This window comes from Agrobacterium tumefaciens (assembly GCF_031801495.1).
GTDB classification, from domain to species: Bacteria; Pseudomonadota; Alphaproteobacteria; order Rhizobiales; family Rhizobiaceae; genus Agrobacterium; species Agrobacterium tumefaciens_K.
Genome location: NZ_JAOEGC010000001.1, coordinates 1905012 through 1921801, shown reverse-complemented (window position 1 = coordinate 1921801; position 16790 = coordinate 1905012). Strand labels below are relative to the sequence as shown.

The following is a 16790-nucleotide window of genomic DNA, read 5'->3' as shown; positions in this document are numbered from 1 at the left end:
CCCTCCCACGCCATCTGAAAGGTCATCGTCATGCACACACGTGTGGCACGTCTCCATGGCAGGCAGGATATCCGCGTCGAGACGCAGGAAATCCTGCCCCCCGGACCGGGCGAAGTTCTGCTGCGCATGGCAGCGGGCGGCATCTGCGGCTCCGATCTTCATTATTATCTGGATGGCGGTTTCGGCCCTGTCCGTGTCCGTGAACCGATTATCTGCGGCCATGAGGCATCGGGATATATCGAGGCGCTCGGCTCAGGCGTGAGCGGCCTTGCCATCGGTCAACTCGTTGCCGTCAATCCCTCGCAGCCTTGCGGGCAGTGCGATTTCTGCCAGAAGCACCAGCAGATCCATTGCACGGAAATGCGCTTCATGGGCAGCGCCATGCGCCTGCCGCATGAACAGGGCATGTTCCGCGACCGCTTTGTGGTTCCCGCCGTACAATGCGCGGCATTCGGCAAGAAGGTGACGCCTGCGGAAGCGGCATGCACAGAACCGCTCGCCGTATGCCTGCATGCCGTTGCACAGGCTGGCGACCTGACCGGCCTCAACGTGCTGGTGACGGGAGCCGGCCCGATCGGTCTGCTGACCATTGCCGCCGCACGCCATGCCGGCGCCGCCATCGTCGTGGCCACCGATCTTGCCGATGCGGCTCTGGACCGTGCGCCTACCATGGGAGCGGATCGGACGATCAATGTCGCCACGAATGTGGATGCGCTTCTCCCCTATCAGGATAACAAGGGCTATTTCGACGTGATCTTCGATTGCTCGGCGGCGGGCCCGGCGCTCAGAACGGCCTTTGCCTGCGTCAAGCCACGCGGCACCATCGTTCAGGTCGGCGTGACCGGTGACATCACCATTCCGCTGAATGCACTTGTGGGTAAGGAAGTCCTCTGGCGCGGCTCGCAGCGCTTCCATGAGGAATTCGCCCTTTCCGCACAACTGATCGCATCACGCGAGATCGATGTGCGACCCATCATTTCCCACGCGTTTCCACTGGAAGATGCAGTCGCCGCATTCGAGCAGGCGGGCGACCGATCTGCCGCCTGCAAGGTGCAACTGACCTTTTCCGCAGTATGACATCGAAGGAAAAACAATGAGACATACATGGCGCTGGTTCGGTCCGGTCGACAAGGTAACGGTTCAGGATGCAGCGCAGGCGGGCGCCGAAGGCATCGTCAGCGCTTTGCATCACATCGCGACCGGCGAGGTCTGGCCCGTCGACGAGATCGCCAAACGCCATGAGGCGATCAAGGCGGGTGGGCTGGTCTGGGATGTGGTGGAAAGCGTGCCGGTTTCCGAAGACATCAAGACCCAGACTGGCGACTGGAAACGCCATATCGCAAACTGGCAGGAGACGCTGCGGCGTCTTTCCGCCTCCGGCATCCGCACCGTCTGTTACAATTTCATGCCAGTTCTGGACTGGACGCGCACGGACCTGCGCTGGGAAACGCGGCACGGCGCGAAGGCCATGCGCTTCGACCTGACCGATTTTGCTGCCTTCGATATTCATATTCTCAAACGTCCCGATGCAACGGCGGATTATCCCGACTGGCTACAGGAAGACGCTGCAAAATGCTTTTCCGGAATGGCGGACGCTAAGATTGCAGCGCTCGGCAAGAACATCGGAGCGGGGCTGCCCGGTTCGGCGGATGGCTACACACTCGACCAGCTTCTCGAAAAGCTGCGCTCCTATCGCGGCACAAACCGCACGCGCTTGCAGCAGAATCTGATCGACTTCCTCTCTGAAGTGACGCCAGTTGCCGACGAGGTCGGCATCAACATCTGCGCACATGGTGACGATCCGCCCTGGCCGCTGCTAGGCCTGCCACGCATTCTTTCGACGGAAGCGGATTACGCTCACATGTTGTCTCAGGTCGATAGCCGCGCCAACGGCGTGACGCTCTGCACCGGTTCACTCGGCGCAAGGGCGGATAACGACCTGCCATTCATCGCAAAGCGCTTTGCCGACCGCATCCATTTCGTTCACTTGCGCAATGTGACACGCGACACCGACACGGTGCCGTGCTCGTTCTTCGAGGACGAGCATCTGGAAGGCGGCACGGACATGGTGGCCGTTATCGCGGCGCTAGTGTCGGAAGAAGCGCGTCGCCGCGCCGAGGGACGGGAGGATCACCAGATCCCGATGCGCCCGGACCATGGACAGGAAATCCTCGATGATCTGACGCGCGGCGCACAGCCCGGATATCCCGCCATTGGTCGCCTCAAGGGTCTGGCAGAACTGCGTGGCATCGAGCGCACTTTGACACATAGCCAGTTCGGACTTGTGCAAGCGAACGTCTGACGTTTCAGGCGACTTCGATGTTGGCCGCGATCTCCTGCCAGGCATCGTAGGCGGCCAGCACCGTCTCCATCTGCGCCGCATGACCGGCGCGGAAGGCGACGCCATAGACGGTTTCGTCCGGATATTCCGTGATCAGCGTGATCGGAACGATGCCGCGCTGATCCTCCGACACGAAACAGGGAAAGCCATTGATGAAACGGAATCCCGTCCTGCCAGCATGGGCTTCGTAAAGCGCGATCTGCCTGACGTTGTTTTCCATCAGGCCCGGAACGGTCATCAGATGTCGCGTCACCGCATCCAGAAGTTTTTCGGTTTCGTTGGCCCATCCCGCATGATGGCGGGCGATCAGGAAGAACCCTTTCGGCAAAGTCCATGCGCCGAAATTGCGAGGCACATAACCGGAAAATGGCCGTGTCCATTCATGCGCCGGGTAACCATGCAGATTGAGATGAAGGTGCGCGCCACTCAACTGCCGCGCCTTATGGCGGATCGCCGTTTCATGTGATGGCATCGCGCCATCTGCTGCGATCCGATATTCGAGATCGTCGCCAAAGGCGGTATAACGGGCGGCGTGGTGCATATGGCGGGGATTGTCCCGCCGAAGTCTTTGATGCAGTGCGTAACCATCCGGGTTTTCCATCGGCGAAAGGGTGAAATGCGCCCCTTCCCGCCTGACAAGTCTGTTTGCCGCCCGTAAGGCTCCGGCAACACCCGTGGTTTCATTAGCGTGCTGCCCGGCGCTTATCATCACCGGAAAATCGGTTCCTTTTACATAACATGCCTTCACCACTCTGCCCGAGCGGGTATCCGTGTCGAAGGTAACAGCGCCAATGGCATCGATAGAAGCCGCAACATCGCTGAACCCAAGCGGTGCTTCCGCGTCATCCAGTTGCTGCGGCACGCCATCGAAAGACAGCGCAGAAAGCGGCCGCGTCTCTATCCTTACCGAAACCTCGTCATTGGACGCGACGATTTCCGGCACGATCTGGCCCGGCTGCAAACCGCGATCCCCCGATGGGCGGCCGGATTTTTTCTGGAAGAACTCCAGCAGCGAAAAATAGAAATCCTCATGCAGCGCTTCGCGAAGGCTCAGAACCTCGTCGCCGACCGGCAGGTCTTTATCCTCAACCGGCAGGCGGATGCCGATATTCAACTCGTCAAAGTAGGGTTCCTGCTCACCCCAATCGTGACGGGCAATCGCCGCCATGGCTTGGCCGAACAGCAGTTCAAACTCCGTCTCAAGCCGGTTACCCGGACCTTCGTCATCTTCGATCAGCCAACCGGTCGGCGAAAGGTTCGTCTCCCCCACGGCGTCGACATGAAGGTGGTTCGGCGCGAAAACCCGCAGGCTTTTCTTTCCATCCACCGTTTCCAGCACGACGTCATAGTGAAGCTCACCATCGCCCCGGGCAATGAAATCGATCTTTCTATCTCCGATCATCGCCGCCAATGGATAGGCTTCCAGCAGGAAACGATTCTGCGGCGCGGCGGCGTGAACCGGATAGAGAATTTGCAGGCGCTCCACGCCTGTAAGGTCGATTTCCTCGATGAAGGCGTGCAGCAAGGGCTTGTAGGCGCTACGGATCCGCGCAGTCACGCCCTGCTTCGCCAGTCTTTCTTCCGCCTGTTGTCGGTTTTTACGGTCATCGAATGTCCAGAGCTGCAGGCGTTTCCCGGGCTGCACTCGCTCCACCAGCCGGGTCAGCGTTCGAACGAAGTTTTTTTCGAAGATGACGGTCATGAGATCCTGTCAAAATGTGCGGCATGGAAATAATCGGTACCGGCAACGAAACCATGCTGCAAGCCCGGACATAAGTGTCGCTGCGTTGACGCACCGTCTTCAAATAATCACACTTTTTCGGGCAAATAGTTCATAAAGCGTCTTTCGCCAACGCTCCACACGAGTTAAGGCAGAGGGCAACCGGACAAGGATCGCATGGAGGGCGCGAAGTTGCCGCCTTCCGGTTCTGCCGTCAGGTATCGGGTGGATATTCCACACAGGTTTCGATTTTCAGGGAAGAGCACAATGAGTTTCAAGCCGCATGGCAAACATCTCGTCGCAGGAGAGTGGGTCGCAACGGAAGCGAAGTTCCGTAGCGAACCGGCGACTGGCGAGGCTTTCGACTTTTCGGTCGGCACCGTCGACCTGGTAAACCAGGCCTGTGAAGCAGCAGAAGACGCATTCTGGAGCTACGGCTACACGACGCGCGAACAGCGCGCCGCATTCCTCGACACCATTGCCGACGAGATCGAAGCACGCGCCGACGCGATCACCGAAATCGGCTCGGCCGAAACCGGCTTGCCTGCCGGTCGCCTTCAGGGCGAGCGCGGCCGCACCGTTGGTCAGCTGCGCCTGTTCGCTTCGCATATCCGCAACGGCGAATACCTCGACCGCCGCCATGATGTTGCCCTGCCGGATCGCCAGCCGTTGCCGCGCCCGGATATCCGCCTGATGCAGCGCCCGATCGGCCCTGTCGCCGTCTTCGGTGCATCCAACTTCCCGCTCGCCTTCTCCACGGCTGGCGGTGATACCGCTGCCGCGCTCGCCGCTGGCTGCCCCGTCGTCGTCAAGGGCCATTCCGCCCACCCGGGCACCGGCGAAATCGTCGCTGAAGCCGTGCTGGCTGCCGTCAAGAAGCACAATCTGCACCCAGGCGTGTTCTCACTGATCCAGGGCGGCCGTCGCGATGTCGGCTCGGCTCTCGTGCAGCATCCACGCATCAAGGCTGTCGGCTTCACCGGCTCGCTGGCTGGCGGTCGCGCCCTCTTCGACCTCTGCGCACAGCGCCCGGAACCTATCCCGTTCTTCGGCGAACTCGGCTCCGTCAACCCGATGTTCCTGTTGCCGGAAGCCGTTTCCGCACGCGGCGAAGCGATTGCCAAGGGCTGGGCGGGTTCGCTCACCATGGGCGCAGGTCAGTTCTGCACCAACCCCGGCATTGCAGTCATCCTGTCCTCGCAGGCCGACGCCATCGCCGAGACGGCCCGCGCCGCTCTCTCCGAAGTCGGCCCGCAGGTCATGCTCACGGACGGTATCGCGTCCGCTTACCGTGATGGCGCCGACCGCATCGCAGCTGGCAACGGCGTACGTGACGTTCTGACCACGACCTGCAACCTGCGCAACGCAACACCTTACCTGTTCCGGGTTTCCGCCAAGGACTGGCTGGCAAACCATGCGCTTTCCGAAGAAGTCTTCGGCCCGCTCGGCCTGATCGTCACGGTGGACAGCGTCGACGAAATGCTTGAGGTCGCCAAGAGCTTCGAAGGTCAGCTCACTGCGACGATGCATCTCGACGCGGGCGATGCCGAACTCGGCCGCAAGCTGCTGCCGATTCTGGAGCGCAAGGCTGGCCGCGTTCTCGCAAACGGCTTCCCGACAGGTGTAGAGGTTTCCGAGGCCATGGTTCACGGCGGCCCATACCCGGCTTCCACGAACTTCGGCGCGACTTCGGTCGGCACCATGTCGATCCGCCGCTTCCTGCGTCCGGTATCCTATCAGAACATCCCGGCAGACGTTCTGCCGCAGGATCTCGGCTGATTTCATACGCGCGCCGGCAGATCATTCCGCCGGCGCGTTTTTCCCCGAGGAGCGCACTTCCCGAGGCGCACTGGGGTCGAACAAGAAAACCCCGCGCCGCCTTTCGGATGCACGGGATTACGTCAGAAAGTCCTTGCGAAAACCTTATGCAGACTGGACAGCGTGGATCCTGTCGATGCCGCCGACGGTTCCGGCGAAATCCTGCCAGACGCCCTGCGCGCCCTTGCGCCATTCATCCAAGGCTTCCGGCTTCAGCAACTTGCCACCCTTGGAAAGCGCCAGTTCCACCGACTTCGTCTCATCTTCAACGATGAGCTGGTTGAAATAGAGCGCGCCTTCGGTCGAAGCCTCGGACAGCACCTTCTTTTCCTCGTCATCCAGCTGGTTCCAGAAACCGGCACCGTAGTAGACGACGCCCGAAGCCCAGATGTGACCCGTCTCGGTCATGTAGGGCACGACTTCATAGAGCTTGAAACCGGCATAGGCGGATTTCGTCAGGTCCATGGCATCGGCAACGCCCGTGGCAAGCGAGTTGTACGTCTCCGTGATCGGAACACCAACCGGCGTCGTGCCGAAGGCACTCCAGAGTTTCGTGTGCAGAGGGCTCTGGATGACGCGGATCTTCTTGCCCTTCAGTTCTTCCGGCTTCGTAACGGGCTCCTTGGTCAGAAGGTGACGTGCACCGTAATTGATGAAATCGACGGCCACGAACTGCTGCGCGGCAAGTCTGGTCTTCAGATCGGCGCCGGTTTCGCCCGTCACCACCTTGCGAACGTGATCGGCATCACGGAACAGGAACGGCAAATCGAGGATCTGCAATTCCGGCACCCAGCCGGACAGCGACGAGACGGTGGAAAGGCTGGCCTGGATGGAGCCGAGGCGTACACCCTCGGCCACTTCCTTTTCACCGCCAAGCGCACCGCTCTTGACGATGTTGAACTTGAAGCGGCCCGGAAGCCTGGCTTCCACCAGTTCGCTGATCTTCACCCAGATTTTCGTTTCCGGCTTGTCGTCGGCAAACAGAGAGGCGACCGTCAGGTTGCGGGTTCTTGCGCTGGCAGTGCGCACGAAAGAGGGCGCTGCCAGAGCAGTCGCGCCTGCGGCAGATATTTTCAGGAGATTGCGTCGGTTGATGATCGTCATTTTAAGCCCCGGTTTCAGAAAAGAACGGCCCACACGCACAAAATGGCGAGGGAAGCGAGAAGAGAAAGAAGATAGGGAACGACTGCGCGGAAAATCGCCGTCGCCGGTACGCGCGTCACGCCGCTGACCACGAAGATCAGCATGCCAAGCGGCGGCGTCAGGCCGTGGATCATCAGGTTGACCACCAGAATGACGCCGAAGTGTATGGGATCGATGCCCGCAGCAACCGCCGCCGGAAGCAGGATTGGCCCGAACAGCAGAATGGCGGCACCGATATCCAGCACCAGCCCGACCACAAGCAGGATCAGGTTGGAGAGCAGGAGCACGGCGATCTTGCTGCCGCCGAGCATCGTGACAAAATCCGTGACCAGCCCGGACACGTTGTCAACCGCAAGCAGGAAGGCAAAGGGACCGGCGGTTCCAATCAGCAGACCGATGGCGGCGGCTTCCGCGCCGGACTGGCGAAAGGTTGCGAAGATGCGTTTTGCACCCAGCCTGTAACCGAGGCCGAGAAGCAACGTGTAGAGTGCTGCAAGCGCTGCCGCTTCCGTCGTGGTCACTATGCCGATGCGGATGCCGACGACGACGATGATACCAAGGCCAAAGGCCGGTATGGCAGCAACAGCCGAGCGCCAACGCTCGTCACCACTCGCCCTTGGCAGCGTCTTGACCGAGCGAACGGAGAAATGGATGGCGACGGCAAGGCAAAGTGCCATCAACCCGCCTGCGAAAAAACCACCGACCAGAAGCGAACCGACCGAAAGATTGGTGGCCGTGGCCAGAATGAGGAACGCGATGGACGGCGGGATCACGTTATCCAACACGGAGGTGGCCGCAATGATCGCACCGGCCTGCGCCGGAGGATAACCGTGCTTGACCAGTTCCGGCTGGAAGGTGGATGCGCCGAACGCGGCATTGGCGACGGAGGAACCGGATGCGCCGGAAAAGAGCACGCTGGTCAGAAGCGTTGTCTGGGCAAGACCGGCACGGCGATGGCCGACCATGGAGGCGGCAAAACGTACCAGCTGGTTTGCAACGCCCGATTCCGTCAGCAGGCTTCCTGCCAGCAGGAAGAACGGAATGGCAAGCAGCAGAAACTTCGACATGCCAGTGACGGTGGTGGAAACGATGGCCGGTTCCGGCAGCGAGCTTCCGAAGACGATAGCGACAAAGGCAGCCGACAGAAAGGCGTGTGCCAGCGGCGCGGCAAGAACGAGGCCGATAGCTGCCGTTAGCGCCAGGAAAAGGCTCGGCGGCAACGTGGTGTCCACGAACAGTTCCGGCAGGCCCAAATAGCACGAAAACGCAATGACGAGCGACAGGATGACCGCAACGGGTTTGCCTTCGGAGAAGCGTTGCAAGAAGAGATAGACAAGGATCAGTCCGCCACCGATACCGAGAAAACCGAAACGCACCCACTCCGGCAGGCCGAGTGTGGGCGAAACGCCACCGAGCATCGTCGCGATTTCCGAGCCGCCGAACAGCAGGATAAGGGCGGCGACGAATGAGAAGGCGTCCGCCAGCGTTTCCGCAACCGCATGAAAGCGGTCGGGGAGAAAACGCACGAACACATCCAGCCGCATGGCAAGCGCGCTTTTGAGGCTGAGCGGCGCTCCCACGGCGATCAAGGCGACATGCAGCCAGATGCCGAGATCTTCCGCACCGATGAAACCGGTATGGAAAAGATAACGCAGGCCGACATTGGCCAGCACCACGACAAGAAGCACCGCCAGCAGCGTCGCGGCGACCCCACCCAACGCTGCATCGAGAACAGCGAGAGCTTTCCCGGCCGCCTTGCCGAAGGCCACGTTCTGCCCCGATGCTGTTGTCACTGGCGTTGCCGTCATCGTTGAATTTCCAATTTCACAGCGTGTTCCCTCACGATGCTTTCGCGGCGGAAAGGTCACGGTCGAAAAGAGTAGACCAGGTAAACTGTTTTGCCGCCGACACCTCACGCGACACATCGAGACGCGGCAGAACCTTTTCGCCGAAACGGAACGCTTCCTCAAGCAGGGGCATGCCGGAAAGAATGAAGGTCTCCACCCCGGCCTTTCGGTAGGCTTCCAGTGTGCGGATGACGGTATCCGGCGAACCGACGATGGCGGTTCCCGGCCCCGGACGCACAAGGCCGATGCCTGCCCAGAGGTTTGGAGCGATTTCCAGATCGCGCAGATCGTCCGGCATGTTGCCACCATGCATGGCCGTCATGCGCTGCTGGCCGACGCTGTCCGTTTTTCCGACGAAACGCTGGTTAGCGGCAATCGCCGTCGCATCCATGCGTTTGTAGAGGTCGCCCGCGGCATCCCACGCTTCCTCATCCGTATCTCGTACGATGACATAAAGGCGAATGCCATATTCGAGCGTGCGACCGAGCTTTTCCGCCCGCGCCTTCACAATCTCGACCTTCGCGCCGATCTGTTCCGGCGTTTCCCCCCAGGAGAGATAGGTTTCGACGTGTTTCGCCGCAACGTCGATGGCCTTGTCGGACGAGCCGCCGAACCACAGCGGCGGCGGCTCGATGCCACCCTGCCCCACCGGAAGCGCGAGCTTCGCCCCCTCCGTCTTGAAATATCTGCCGTCGAAATTCACGGTGTCGCCAGCAAAAAGGCGATGCCATATCTGGAGATATTCATCCGCCATATCGTAGCGCTCATCGTGCGGCAGGGTCATGCCGTAAGCGCCGAGCATCTTCGCATCACCGGAAACGACATTGATCAGCAGTCGCCCGCGCGAAAACTCCTGAAGCGTCGCCGCCATCTTGCCGAGCAAAGTCGGCGCAACGAGCCCCGGATGAACGGCGACCAGCAGCTTCAGCCGCTCCGTATAGGAGAGAAGCGCGCCCGCCAGAACCCAGACGTCGTGCGCGCCTGTCGCAAACAGCGCGCCTGTGTAACCGAGCTGGTCATAGGCCAGAGCAAGCTGCTTGTAATAACCGAGATCGACCTTGCGCGACCCTTCCGGCTGCCATGGATAGGCTCCATCGGGAGCGCACATGTACCAGAAAACATTCATCGTCCGTCTCCAAGGCTTTCGGCAGGGCTTTCGCTGTGTCGGCCGGTCAGAACAGGACTTGAAAAATGGCCGTGTCTGTAAAGGGTATCAGCCTCCTGCCTCTGTTCGGCAAGGATTTCGGGACCAGCGGGCACGACCGAAAGGTCTCGAGAAAGCAGCACCTTTTCCCAGAACTGCGCGTCCCCTTCGCTGCCCGGTTCATTTGCCAGAAGTTCCGCAGCACGTGCAACATCCGCCGTGACCTCTCTACCGATCCGGTCGAGTTCGGCAGCGATGGCATCGACCGTTTCCACATCCAGCCCGTGACGTTCCAGTGTCCAGAACAGCGAACGGTTGGGGATGGTGGAACCGCAACGGACCAGCAGCCGCAACGCCTCATGGCCAAGCGCCTTTTCAAGCCGGGGCGACATCGTCACCCACGCCTCGACGCGACCTTCGACCAGATCGCGCAGGCTATCGCTGTCGCCGCTTTCGATCCGCGTCACATCGGCAAGGCCAAGCCCCTCGCCCTCCAGGCTTCGGGCCAGAAGATAGGTATGAAAGGAACCGTCGATCAGCGAAACCCGCTTGCCCGCCAGATCGGCGACCGTGTGGACCGGACTGTCCTTGCGAACAAGGATCGCGCCATTCGCGGGCCGCGGCGCGGAAGCCGCGATATAGGCGGCCCCAAGACCGCGGGAATCTGCTTCTATCGGCGGCGTCGAACCCGTCCCGCCAAAATGAATCTCGCCTTTTTCCAACAGCGACGCGGTATCCCGCCCCTCACGATAAAAGACGAACTGCGGATCGAATGCCGCGAATGCGCCCGGCCAGAGCCGGGCAAGTCGCAGATGCAGATTGTTGGGATGAACCCCGATTTTCATGTCGACTCCTCGTTTCGCAATCAATCTACTTTTTTGTAGAACGTTTACGAGGAACGTTTTGGCGACGAACGGGCGCGGACGGAAAGAGAAATCCAGTATTTTTATCGATTTTAAAAAATTCTTCGTCGCCCCACAAAAACCAAAGGCAAGACATTGAAATAAATCGATACACATTCTACTTTTTTATAATCTGAAAAAACGGCTATTCTTATGACAAAACCGATTTCCAGCCGCATCTGCCGCAGCGTCGGCGAGGCAAGCGATCTTCTGAAACTCATCGCCAATGCCAACCGTCTGGCGATCGTCTGCTATCTCATGGAGCGGGAAGCCTCTGTTTCCGCTCTCGAATTCGAACTTGGAATACAGCAGCCCACACTATCGCAGCAACTTGCCGAGCTGCGAGCAGCAGGCGTGATCGAAGGCGTGCGCGAGGGAAAAGCGGTGATCTACCGTGTTGCCGATCCACGCATCATCGATCTGGTGCTGACGCTGCGCGGTTTCTTCAAGGATCTTTCCGACGTCACTGGCAAGAAGACATTCCGGGACTTCGCCATGGACGAACCGATGTTCGACTGACCCTGCAACGAGACACAATGATCGACCTCTACACCTGGATCACGCCAAACGGCCTGAAAATTTCGATTGCTCTGGAGGAACTCGGCCTGCCTTACCGCGCCCATGCCATCGACATCGAAAAGGGCGAGCAGTTTTTACCGGATTATCTGAAGATCAATCCGGGTGGAAAGATCCCGGCGATTGTCGACAATGAGAATGGAACGGTGCTGACGGAATCGAACGCTATCCTGCTCTATCTTGCGGACAAGGCAGGCAAATTGCTTCCGACGGATGCAACCGGGCGGCTGTCGGTGATGGAATGGCTGATGTGGCAGGCTTCGAATTTCGGCCCGACGCTTGGTTACGCTCATTATTTCCTGACCTACCATGCCGGAAGCGCGCCCTTTGCCGAAGACCGCTTCACCAGAGATACACGTCGCCTGTACGCAACCCTGAACAAGCATCTCGAGAACCGGGAGTTTGTTGCGGACAACTACTCCATCGCCGATATCGCACTCTGGCCTTGGGTTTCGCGCTTCGTGCGCCACCGAATAGAACTCGAAGAATTTCCGAACGTGCAGCGCTGGTATCGCAAGCTGGCAGAAAAAGACGGCGTGCGTCGCGGCTATCGAATACCCTTCGCTGTGTCGGATATCCCCGGAACCAACGCCCCCGCAAATTTTCACATAAATCAGAAACAGGTCTGATCATTTATTGCATAAGCCTGCCGCGAATAGCGTCCCGAAGATCGATCAGACGCATATCAGCGCCCGCCATTACAAAAGTTTAAGGTGATTTCCCCGTCCGTTGGGTGTCTTGTTTGGAGCAAGCCTCCCAAGGCTTGCCGCGCATGTTCGGGAAGCATGACCTGCTGTGAATGCGGATTGACCAGATGAAACGGTTCTGGACCAGTGTATGCGTCGTCGCCATCATTGCTGGCGCAGGATGGCTTTTCAGGGACAGGCTACCTCTGGAGCAGGTTCCCTATCTCTCGCAGTTCATCACCCCGCCGCAGCAACAGGCCGCCACCCGGGAAAGTGGAGGCGATGCGAAACCGCAAGTGGCTGCGGACGGTCAAGGTGGGCAGCAGACCGGGCAACGGCAGGATGGTGGCCAGAGACAAGGCGGCGGTCGCCGCAATGGCGGGCCACCCAACGTCAGCACAATCGCGGCCAGCAAGGCGACCCTGCCGATGGACGCAACGGCAACCGGCTGGGCCGTCGCGGCTGACACCACCAACATCGCTCCCATCGTGACTGGCCTCGTCACGCAGATCGCAGCACGGGATGGCCAGCACATCAAGGCTGGCGACCTGATCCTGAAAATGGACGACCGTATCGCAATCGCGGCCGTCGAGAAGGACAAGGCCAACATCGCTGCCGATCAGGCCACCCTCGAACAGGCAGAGGCAGCCCTGCAACGCGCCGACAATCTCGTCAAGCAAAGCGCTGAGTCACAGCAGGTTCTCGATCAGGCACGTGCGGCGCGCGAATCCGCCAATGCGAAGATCGACGCCGATCAGGCCACGCTTGCCGCCGATCAGGTATCTCTCGAGCATATGGAAATCCGCGCACCTTTCGATGGCAGGCTCGGGGACATCAGTGTCAGCCCCGGTGCCTATCTGAGCGCCGGCGTCAATGTCGTGACGATCACGAAATACGATCCCATCTCGGTCAGTTTCCGCCTGTCGCAACGTTATCTGCCCGAACTGCGCGAAGGCATTCGGAAAGATACGGCCGTGGATGTCGACCCGGCTGCGACAGGCGGAGAAGCCATGCACGGGTTCTTGCGCTTTTACGACAATACGGTCGACCAGAACTCCGGCACCGTTCTGGCAAAAGCCGAGTTCAAGAACGATCGCGGCCTTCTCTGGCCTGGTCAATCCGTCAACGTCACCACGCATTTCACGTCCAGCGATGAGATGATCGTGCTGCCGACCGTGGCCGTGCGCCCCGGCCCGAAAGGCAACTTCGTCTATACCGTCGATGACAGCCACCACGTCCACATGACGGATGTGCAGGTGGCGCGCTCGAACGGCGATCTGACAGCCATCGCCAACGGCCTTACGGGCGGAGAGCATGTGATTATCGAAGGCCAGTCGGAACTGACGGACGGCCAGTTTGTCATGGAGCAGTTCTCCGGCAATAGCAACACGGATGGCAAGCTGGCCGACAATGCGGCGTGGGACAGGGCGGCAGGACAATGATCCCGAGTTTCTGCATCAATCGCCCCGTCGCAACCACCCTGCTCGCCATCGGCCTCGTGCTTGCAGGGCTTGCCGGTTTCCGGCTTCTTCCCGTCGCCGCCTTGCCGAAGGTCGATTTCCCGACCATCAGCGTCTCATCGTCACTTACCGGTGCCTCGCCTGAAACAATGGCGACCTCGGTGACGACGCCGCTGGTCAAGCAGTTCGAAACCATTCCCGGCGTCAGTGAAATCAGCGCCAGCAACACCCTTGGCAACAGCTCCATCGTACTGCAGTTCGACCTGAACCGCGACATAGACGCCGCCGCTGCCGATGTGCAGGCCGCCATTTCCCGCGCGCAACGGCAATTGCCGAGCAACATGACGACAACGCCAAGCTATCGCAAGACGAACCCGGCCGATGCGCCGGTCCTTCTGCTTGCGGTCAACAGCAAGGAAATGCCCACCAGCAAGGTGGACGAGATCGCAGAAAACATCATCTCGCCGCTTCTTTCGACGATTTCCGGCGTTGCGCAGGTCTCCATCTATGGCGCGCAGACCTATGCCGTCCGGGTCGGCCTCGACCCCGCGGAACTTCAGGCTCGCGGTCTGGGCGTCGATACCGTCACGACCGCCATCAGCCAGGCAAACAATCAGGCGCCCGTCGGCGCGCTGCAGAACGATAACCAGCGCCTGACGATCCAGGCCGATACCCAGCGCACTGACGCGGCGGCATTCCGCTCGCTGGTGATCGCAACCCACAACGGCGCACCGATCCATCTCGGCGATGTCGCAACCGTGACCGACAGCGTCGCCAACACCGATGCGGGAAGCTGGTTCGACGGCCAGCAGGCGATCATTCTCGCCGTGCAACGCCAGCCGGATGCGAATACCGTCGACGTGGTGGATGCCATCAAGGCAAAACTGCCGACGCTTCGCCAGCAACTGCCACCATCGGTCAACATCAACGTCATGAACGACGCATCGACCGCGATCAAGGATGCGATCTCGGACGTTCAGTTCACGCTTTACCTGACCATCGGCCTCGTCGTTGCGGTCATCTACCTTTTCACCGGCCATCTGACGGCCACGATCATTCCGGGCCTCGCCGTGCCATTGTCGCTGATTACCGCGTTCGGCGCGATGTATGTGCTCGGCTACAGCATAGACAATATATCGCTGCTCGGGCTGACGTTATCCGTCGGCCTCGTGGTGGATGACGCAATCGTCATGCTGGAAAACATCCTGCGACTGCACGAAGAAGGCCTGCCCATGCGCGAGGCGGCATTGCAGGGCGCGGCGGAAGTCAGCGGCACCATTCTTTCCATGTCCGTCTCGCTGGTTGCCGTCTTCATCCCCATCCTGTTGATGGGCGGTGTCATCGGGCGGTTGTTCAACGAATTCGGCATGGTCGTGACCCTCGCCATCATGGCCTCGGCGCTGGTATCCCTGACAGTAACGCCGATGCTTGCCTCACGGCTTTCCGGCCACACCTCCAGACCGCCGGCGATTATCCGGTGGTTCGATGCGGGGTTCGACAAAACCCTGCGTGGTTATGGCAAAGCCGTCGGCTGGTGCCTTTCCCATCGCGGTATCGTCATGGCCTCGTTTCTCGCATCGATCGCCGCCTCGGCAATCCTGTTCGAAACGCTGCCCTCAAGTTTCTTCCCGCAGGAGGACATCGGGCGCCTTTCCGTCTCGACACAGGCACGCGAGGATATCTCCTATTCCGCAATGCGCGATCTTCAGGCACAGGTAGCAGATGCGATCCGCAAAAATCCGGCCGTGGTGCACGTCACCTCCATCGTCGGCGGCAATTCCCGCAATCCGCTGAACAACGGCTCGATGTTCGTGGAACTGAAACCCAAGGAGGAGCGCGCTCCGCTCAACAAGGTGCTCGCCGAACTTGGGCAGGCAACATCGAAAGTCGCGGGCATCCGCACCTATATCAATCCGCAGCAGAGCCTGCGTTTCGGCGGCCGCAGCTCCGCCAGCCAGTACCAGCTGGTCGTGCAGGGGCTGAATGCCGCCACCACGAACGAATGGTCGAGCAAGCTGATGGCCGCCATGCGCCGCGACCGCACCTTCACCGCCGTGACCTCCGATGCCCAGAATGGCGCAATCGCCGCGACGATCTCGGTCGATACGGAAAAAGCCGCTGCCTTCGGCATCACCAACGACCAGCTCCGCAAGACGCTGGAAATGTCGTTCGGCGGCTACACGGCGGCACAGATCCAGTCGACCGGCGACAGCTATGACGTGATCGTCGAGTTCGACAGATCGAAACCTTGGAACGACGACGTCCTGAGCGACATCAACGTTCTCTCGGCAAAGTCGGGTGTTCTGGTTCCGCTTTCCAACTTCGCAAGCCTCACCCGCACGCAGGCACCCGTGACCATCAACCAGACCGGCCAGCTCGTTTCCACGACGATTTCGTTCAACCTGCCGGACGGTACAGCCTTGTCCGATGCGACGAAGCAGATCGACCAGATCAAGACCAGCATCGGTCTGCCGCAGGACGTGTTCACCAGCTACGGCGGTACGGCGGCGATCTTCCAGCAGAGCCAGGACAATACCGGCATTCTCATTCTGGCCGCGGTGCTGACGATCTATGTCGTTCTCGGCGTGCTCTACGAGAGCTTCATCCACCCGCTGACGATCTTGTCCGGCCTTCCGGCAGCGGCGTTCGGCGCGCTGGTGGCGCTGAAGGTGATGGGCATGGATTTCTCGATCATCGCCCTGATCGGTCTTCTGATGTTGATCGGCATCGTCAAGAAGAACGCCATCATGATGATCGACGTGGCGGTGGAACTGATCCGAGAAAAGAGAGAGCCTGCGGCCCGCGCCATTCACGAAGCCTGCGTCAGACGGTTCCGGCCAATCATGATGACCACATTCTGCGCCCTTCTGGGCGCACTCCCGATTGCCCTTGGTTCCGGCGCAAGCTCGGAGTTGCGTCAGCCGCTCGGGGTGGCGGTCGTCGGCGGACTGGTTGTCTCGCAGTTGCTGACGCTGTTCATCACCCCGGTGATTTTCGTGGAGATGGACCGTTTCGGCGGTTTCCTCAAGCGGATGTTCTCAGGTCACAAGACAGACGAACACTCCGATGAGCCTAAAAAGCCGAAGCTGCCGGAACGCCCCGAAACCGTCGCCGCCTGATCCGGTGAGCAGACGACGACGGTCGGCTGGGAGG

At 60.2% G+C, this 16790-nt stretch carries 12 protein-coding genes; 7 read left to right on the top strand and 5 right to left on the bottom strand.

What is annotated here, in order from left to right; translation table 11 throughout:
* The first annotated feature begins 30 nt into the window (after positions 1 to 30).
* Both N7578_RS08875 and uxuA read left to right on the top strand, forming a co-directional pair.
* Positions 31 to 1077, top strand: a complete 1047-nt coding sequence (locus tag N7578_RS08875; protein ID WP_311109907.1) for an L-idonate 5-dehydrogenase — start codon at positions 31 to 33, stop codon at positions 1075 to 1077.
* A 16-nt stretch (positions 1078 to 1093) separates the two neighbouring features.
* On the top strand, positions 1094 to 2302 hold the full coding sequence (gene uxuA / locus N7578_RS08870; RefSeq protein WP_311109906.1) for a mannonate dehydratase: 1209 nt from the start codon (positions 1094 to 1096) through the stop codon (positions 2300 to 2302).
* Between the two features lie 4 nt (positions 2303 to 2306).
* On the opposite strand, the gene N7578_RS08865 is transcribed toward uxuA, so the two are convergent.
* Positions 2307 to 4043 (bottom strand): M14 family zinc carboxypeptidase, encoded by a 1737-nt coding sequence (locus tag N7578_RS08865; protein ID WP_311109905.1) that lies wholly within the window; start codon positions 4041 to 4043, stop codon positions 2307 to 2309.
* A 285-nt stretch (positions 4044 to 4328) separates the two neighbouring features.
* On the opposite strand from N7578_RS08865, the gene N7578_RS08860 reads away from it, so the two are divergent.
* Positions 4329 to 5840, top strand: coding sequence for an aldehyde dehydrogenase (NADP(+)) (locus tag N7578_RS08860; RefSeq protein ID WP_311109904.1), 1512 nt, complete (start codon positions 4329 to 4331; stop codon positions 5838 to 5840).
* Positions 5841 to 5984: 144 nt separating this feature from the next.
* Here the strand turns inward: N7578_RS08860 and N7578_RS08855 are convergent, their stop codons facing one another.
* The 4 genes from N7578_RS08855 to N7578_RS08840 are packed head-to-tail and all read right to left on the bottom strand — an operon-like array spanning position 5985 to position 10858.
* The gene (locus N7578_RS08855) at positions 5985 to 6983 is read right to left on the bottom strand and encodes a TRAP transporter substrate-binding protein (RefSeq protein ID WP_311109903.1); all 999 of its coding nucleotides are present in this window, start codon (positions 6981 to 6983) and stop codon (positions 5985 to 5987) included.
* 14 nt (positions 6984 to 6997) lie between these two features.
* Positions 6998 to 8830, bottom strand: a complete 1833-nt coding sequence (locus N7578_RS08850; RefSeq protein WP_311109902.1) for a TRAP transporter large permease subunit — start codon at positions 8828 to 8830, stop codon at positions 6998 to 7000.
* A 31-nt stretch (positions 8831 to 8861) separates the two neighbouring features.
* Positions 8862 to 9995, bottom strand: a complete 1134-nt coding sequence (locus N7578_RS08845; RefSeq protein WP_311109901.1) for an LLM class flavin-dependent oxidoreductase — start codon at positions 9993 to 9995, stop codon at positions 8862 to 8864.
* Positions 9992 to 10858, bottom strand: a complete 867-nt coding sequence (locus tag N7578_RS08840) for an ABC transporter substrate-binding protein (RefSeq protein WP_311109900.1) — start codon at positions 10856 to 10858, stop codon at positions 9992 to 9994. Before N7578_RS08840 ends, N7578_RS08845 begins: the two co-directional genes overlap by 4 nt.
* A gap of 210 nt (positions 10859 to 11068) precedes the next feature.
* On the opposite strand from N7578_RS08840, the gene N7578_RS08835 reads away from it, so the two are divergent.
* The 4 genes from N7578_RS08835 to N7578_RS08820 all read left to right on the top strand — a co-directional run bounded on the left by N7578_RS08835 (position 11069) and on the right by N7578_RS08820 (position 16756).
* The gene (locus N7578_RS08835) at positions 11069 to 11434 is read left to right on the top strand and encodes a metalloregulator ArsR/SmtB family transcription factor (RefSeq protein ID WP_311109899.1); all 366 of its coding nucleotides are present in this window, start codon (positions 11069 to 11071) and stop codon (positions 11432 to 11434) included.
* Positions 11435 to 11451: 17 nt separating this feature from the next.
* Entirely contained in the window at positions 11452 to 12120 is a 669-nt protein-coding gene (locus tag N7578_RS08830) for a glutathione S-transferase N-terminal domain-containing protein (RefSeq protein WP_311109898.1), read from the top strand.
* Positions 12121 to 12305: 185 nt separating this feature from the next.
* A complete protein-coding gene (locus tag N7578_RS08825; RefSeq protein WP_311109897.1) occupies positions 12306 to 13619 on the top strand; it encodes an efflux RND transporter periplasmic adaptor subunit in 1314 nt (437 codons plus the stop codon).
* Positions 13616 to 16756 (top strand): efflux RND transporter permease subunit, encoded by a 3141-nt coding sequence (locus N7578_RS08820; protein WP_311109896.1) that lies wholly within the window; start codon positions 13616 to 13618, stop codon positions 16754 to 16756. Before N7578_RS08825 ends, N7578_RS08820 begins: the two co-directional genes overlap by 4 nt.
* Positions 16757 to 16790 lie beyond the last annotated feature (34 nt).

Coding starts and splice junctions, on each gene's coding strand:
- N7578_RS08820 (WP_311109896.1), top strand. CDS start 13,616: ATGATCCCGAGTTTCTGCATCAATCGCCCCGTCGCAACCACCCTGCTC.
- N7578_RS08845 (WP_311109901.1), bottom strand. CDS start 9,995: ATGAATGTTTTCTGGTACATGTGCGCTCCCGATGGAGCCTATCCATGG.
- uxuA (WP_311109906.1), top strand. CDS start 1,094: ATGAGACATACATGGCGCTGGTTCGGTCCGGTCGACAAGGTAACGGTT.
- N7578_RS08875 (WP_311109907.1), top strand. CDS start 31: ATGCACACACGTGTGGCACGTCTCCATGGCAGGCAGGATATCCGCGTC.
- N7578_RS08860 (WP_311109904.1), top strand. CDS start 4,329: ATGAGTTTCAAGCCGCATGGCAAACATCTCGTCGCAGGAGAGTGGGTC.
- N7578_RS08830 (WP_311109898.1), top strand. CDS start 11,452: ATGATCGACCTCTACACCTGGATCACGCCAAACGGCCTGAAAATTTCG.
- N7578_RS08855 (WP_311109903.1), bottom strand. CDS start 6,983: ATGACGATCATCAACCGACGCAATCTCCTGAAAATATCTGCCGCAGGC.
- N7578_RS08835 (WP_311109899.1), top strand. CDS start 11,069: ATGACAAAACCGATTTCCAGCCGCATCTGCCGCAGCGTCGGCGAGGCA.
- N7578_RS08850 (WP_311109902.1), bottom strand. CDS start 8,830: ATGACGGCAACGCCAGTGACAACAGCATCGGGGCAGAACGTGGCCTTC.
- N7578_RS08840 (WP_311109900.1), bottom strand. CDS start 10,858: ATGAAAATCGGGGTTCATCCCAACAATCTGCATCTGCGACTTGCCCGG.
- N7578_RS08825 (WP_311109897.1), top strand. CDS start 12,306: ATGAAACGGTTCTGGACCAGTGTATGCGTCGTCGCCATCATTGCTGGC.
- N7578_RS08865 (WP_311109905.1), bottom strand. CDS start 4,043: ATGACCGTCATCTTCGAAAAAAACTTCGTTCGAACGCTGACCCGGCTG.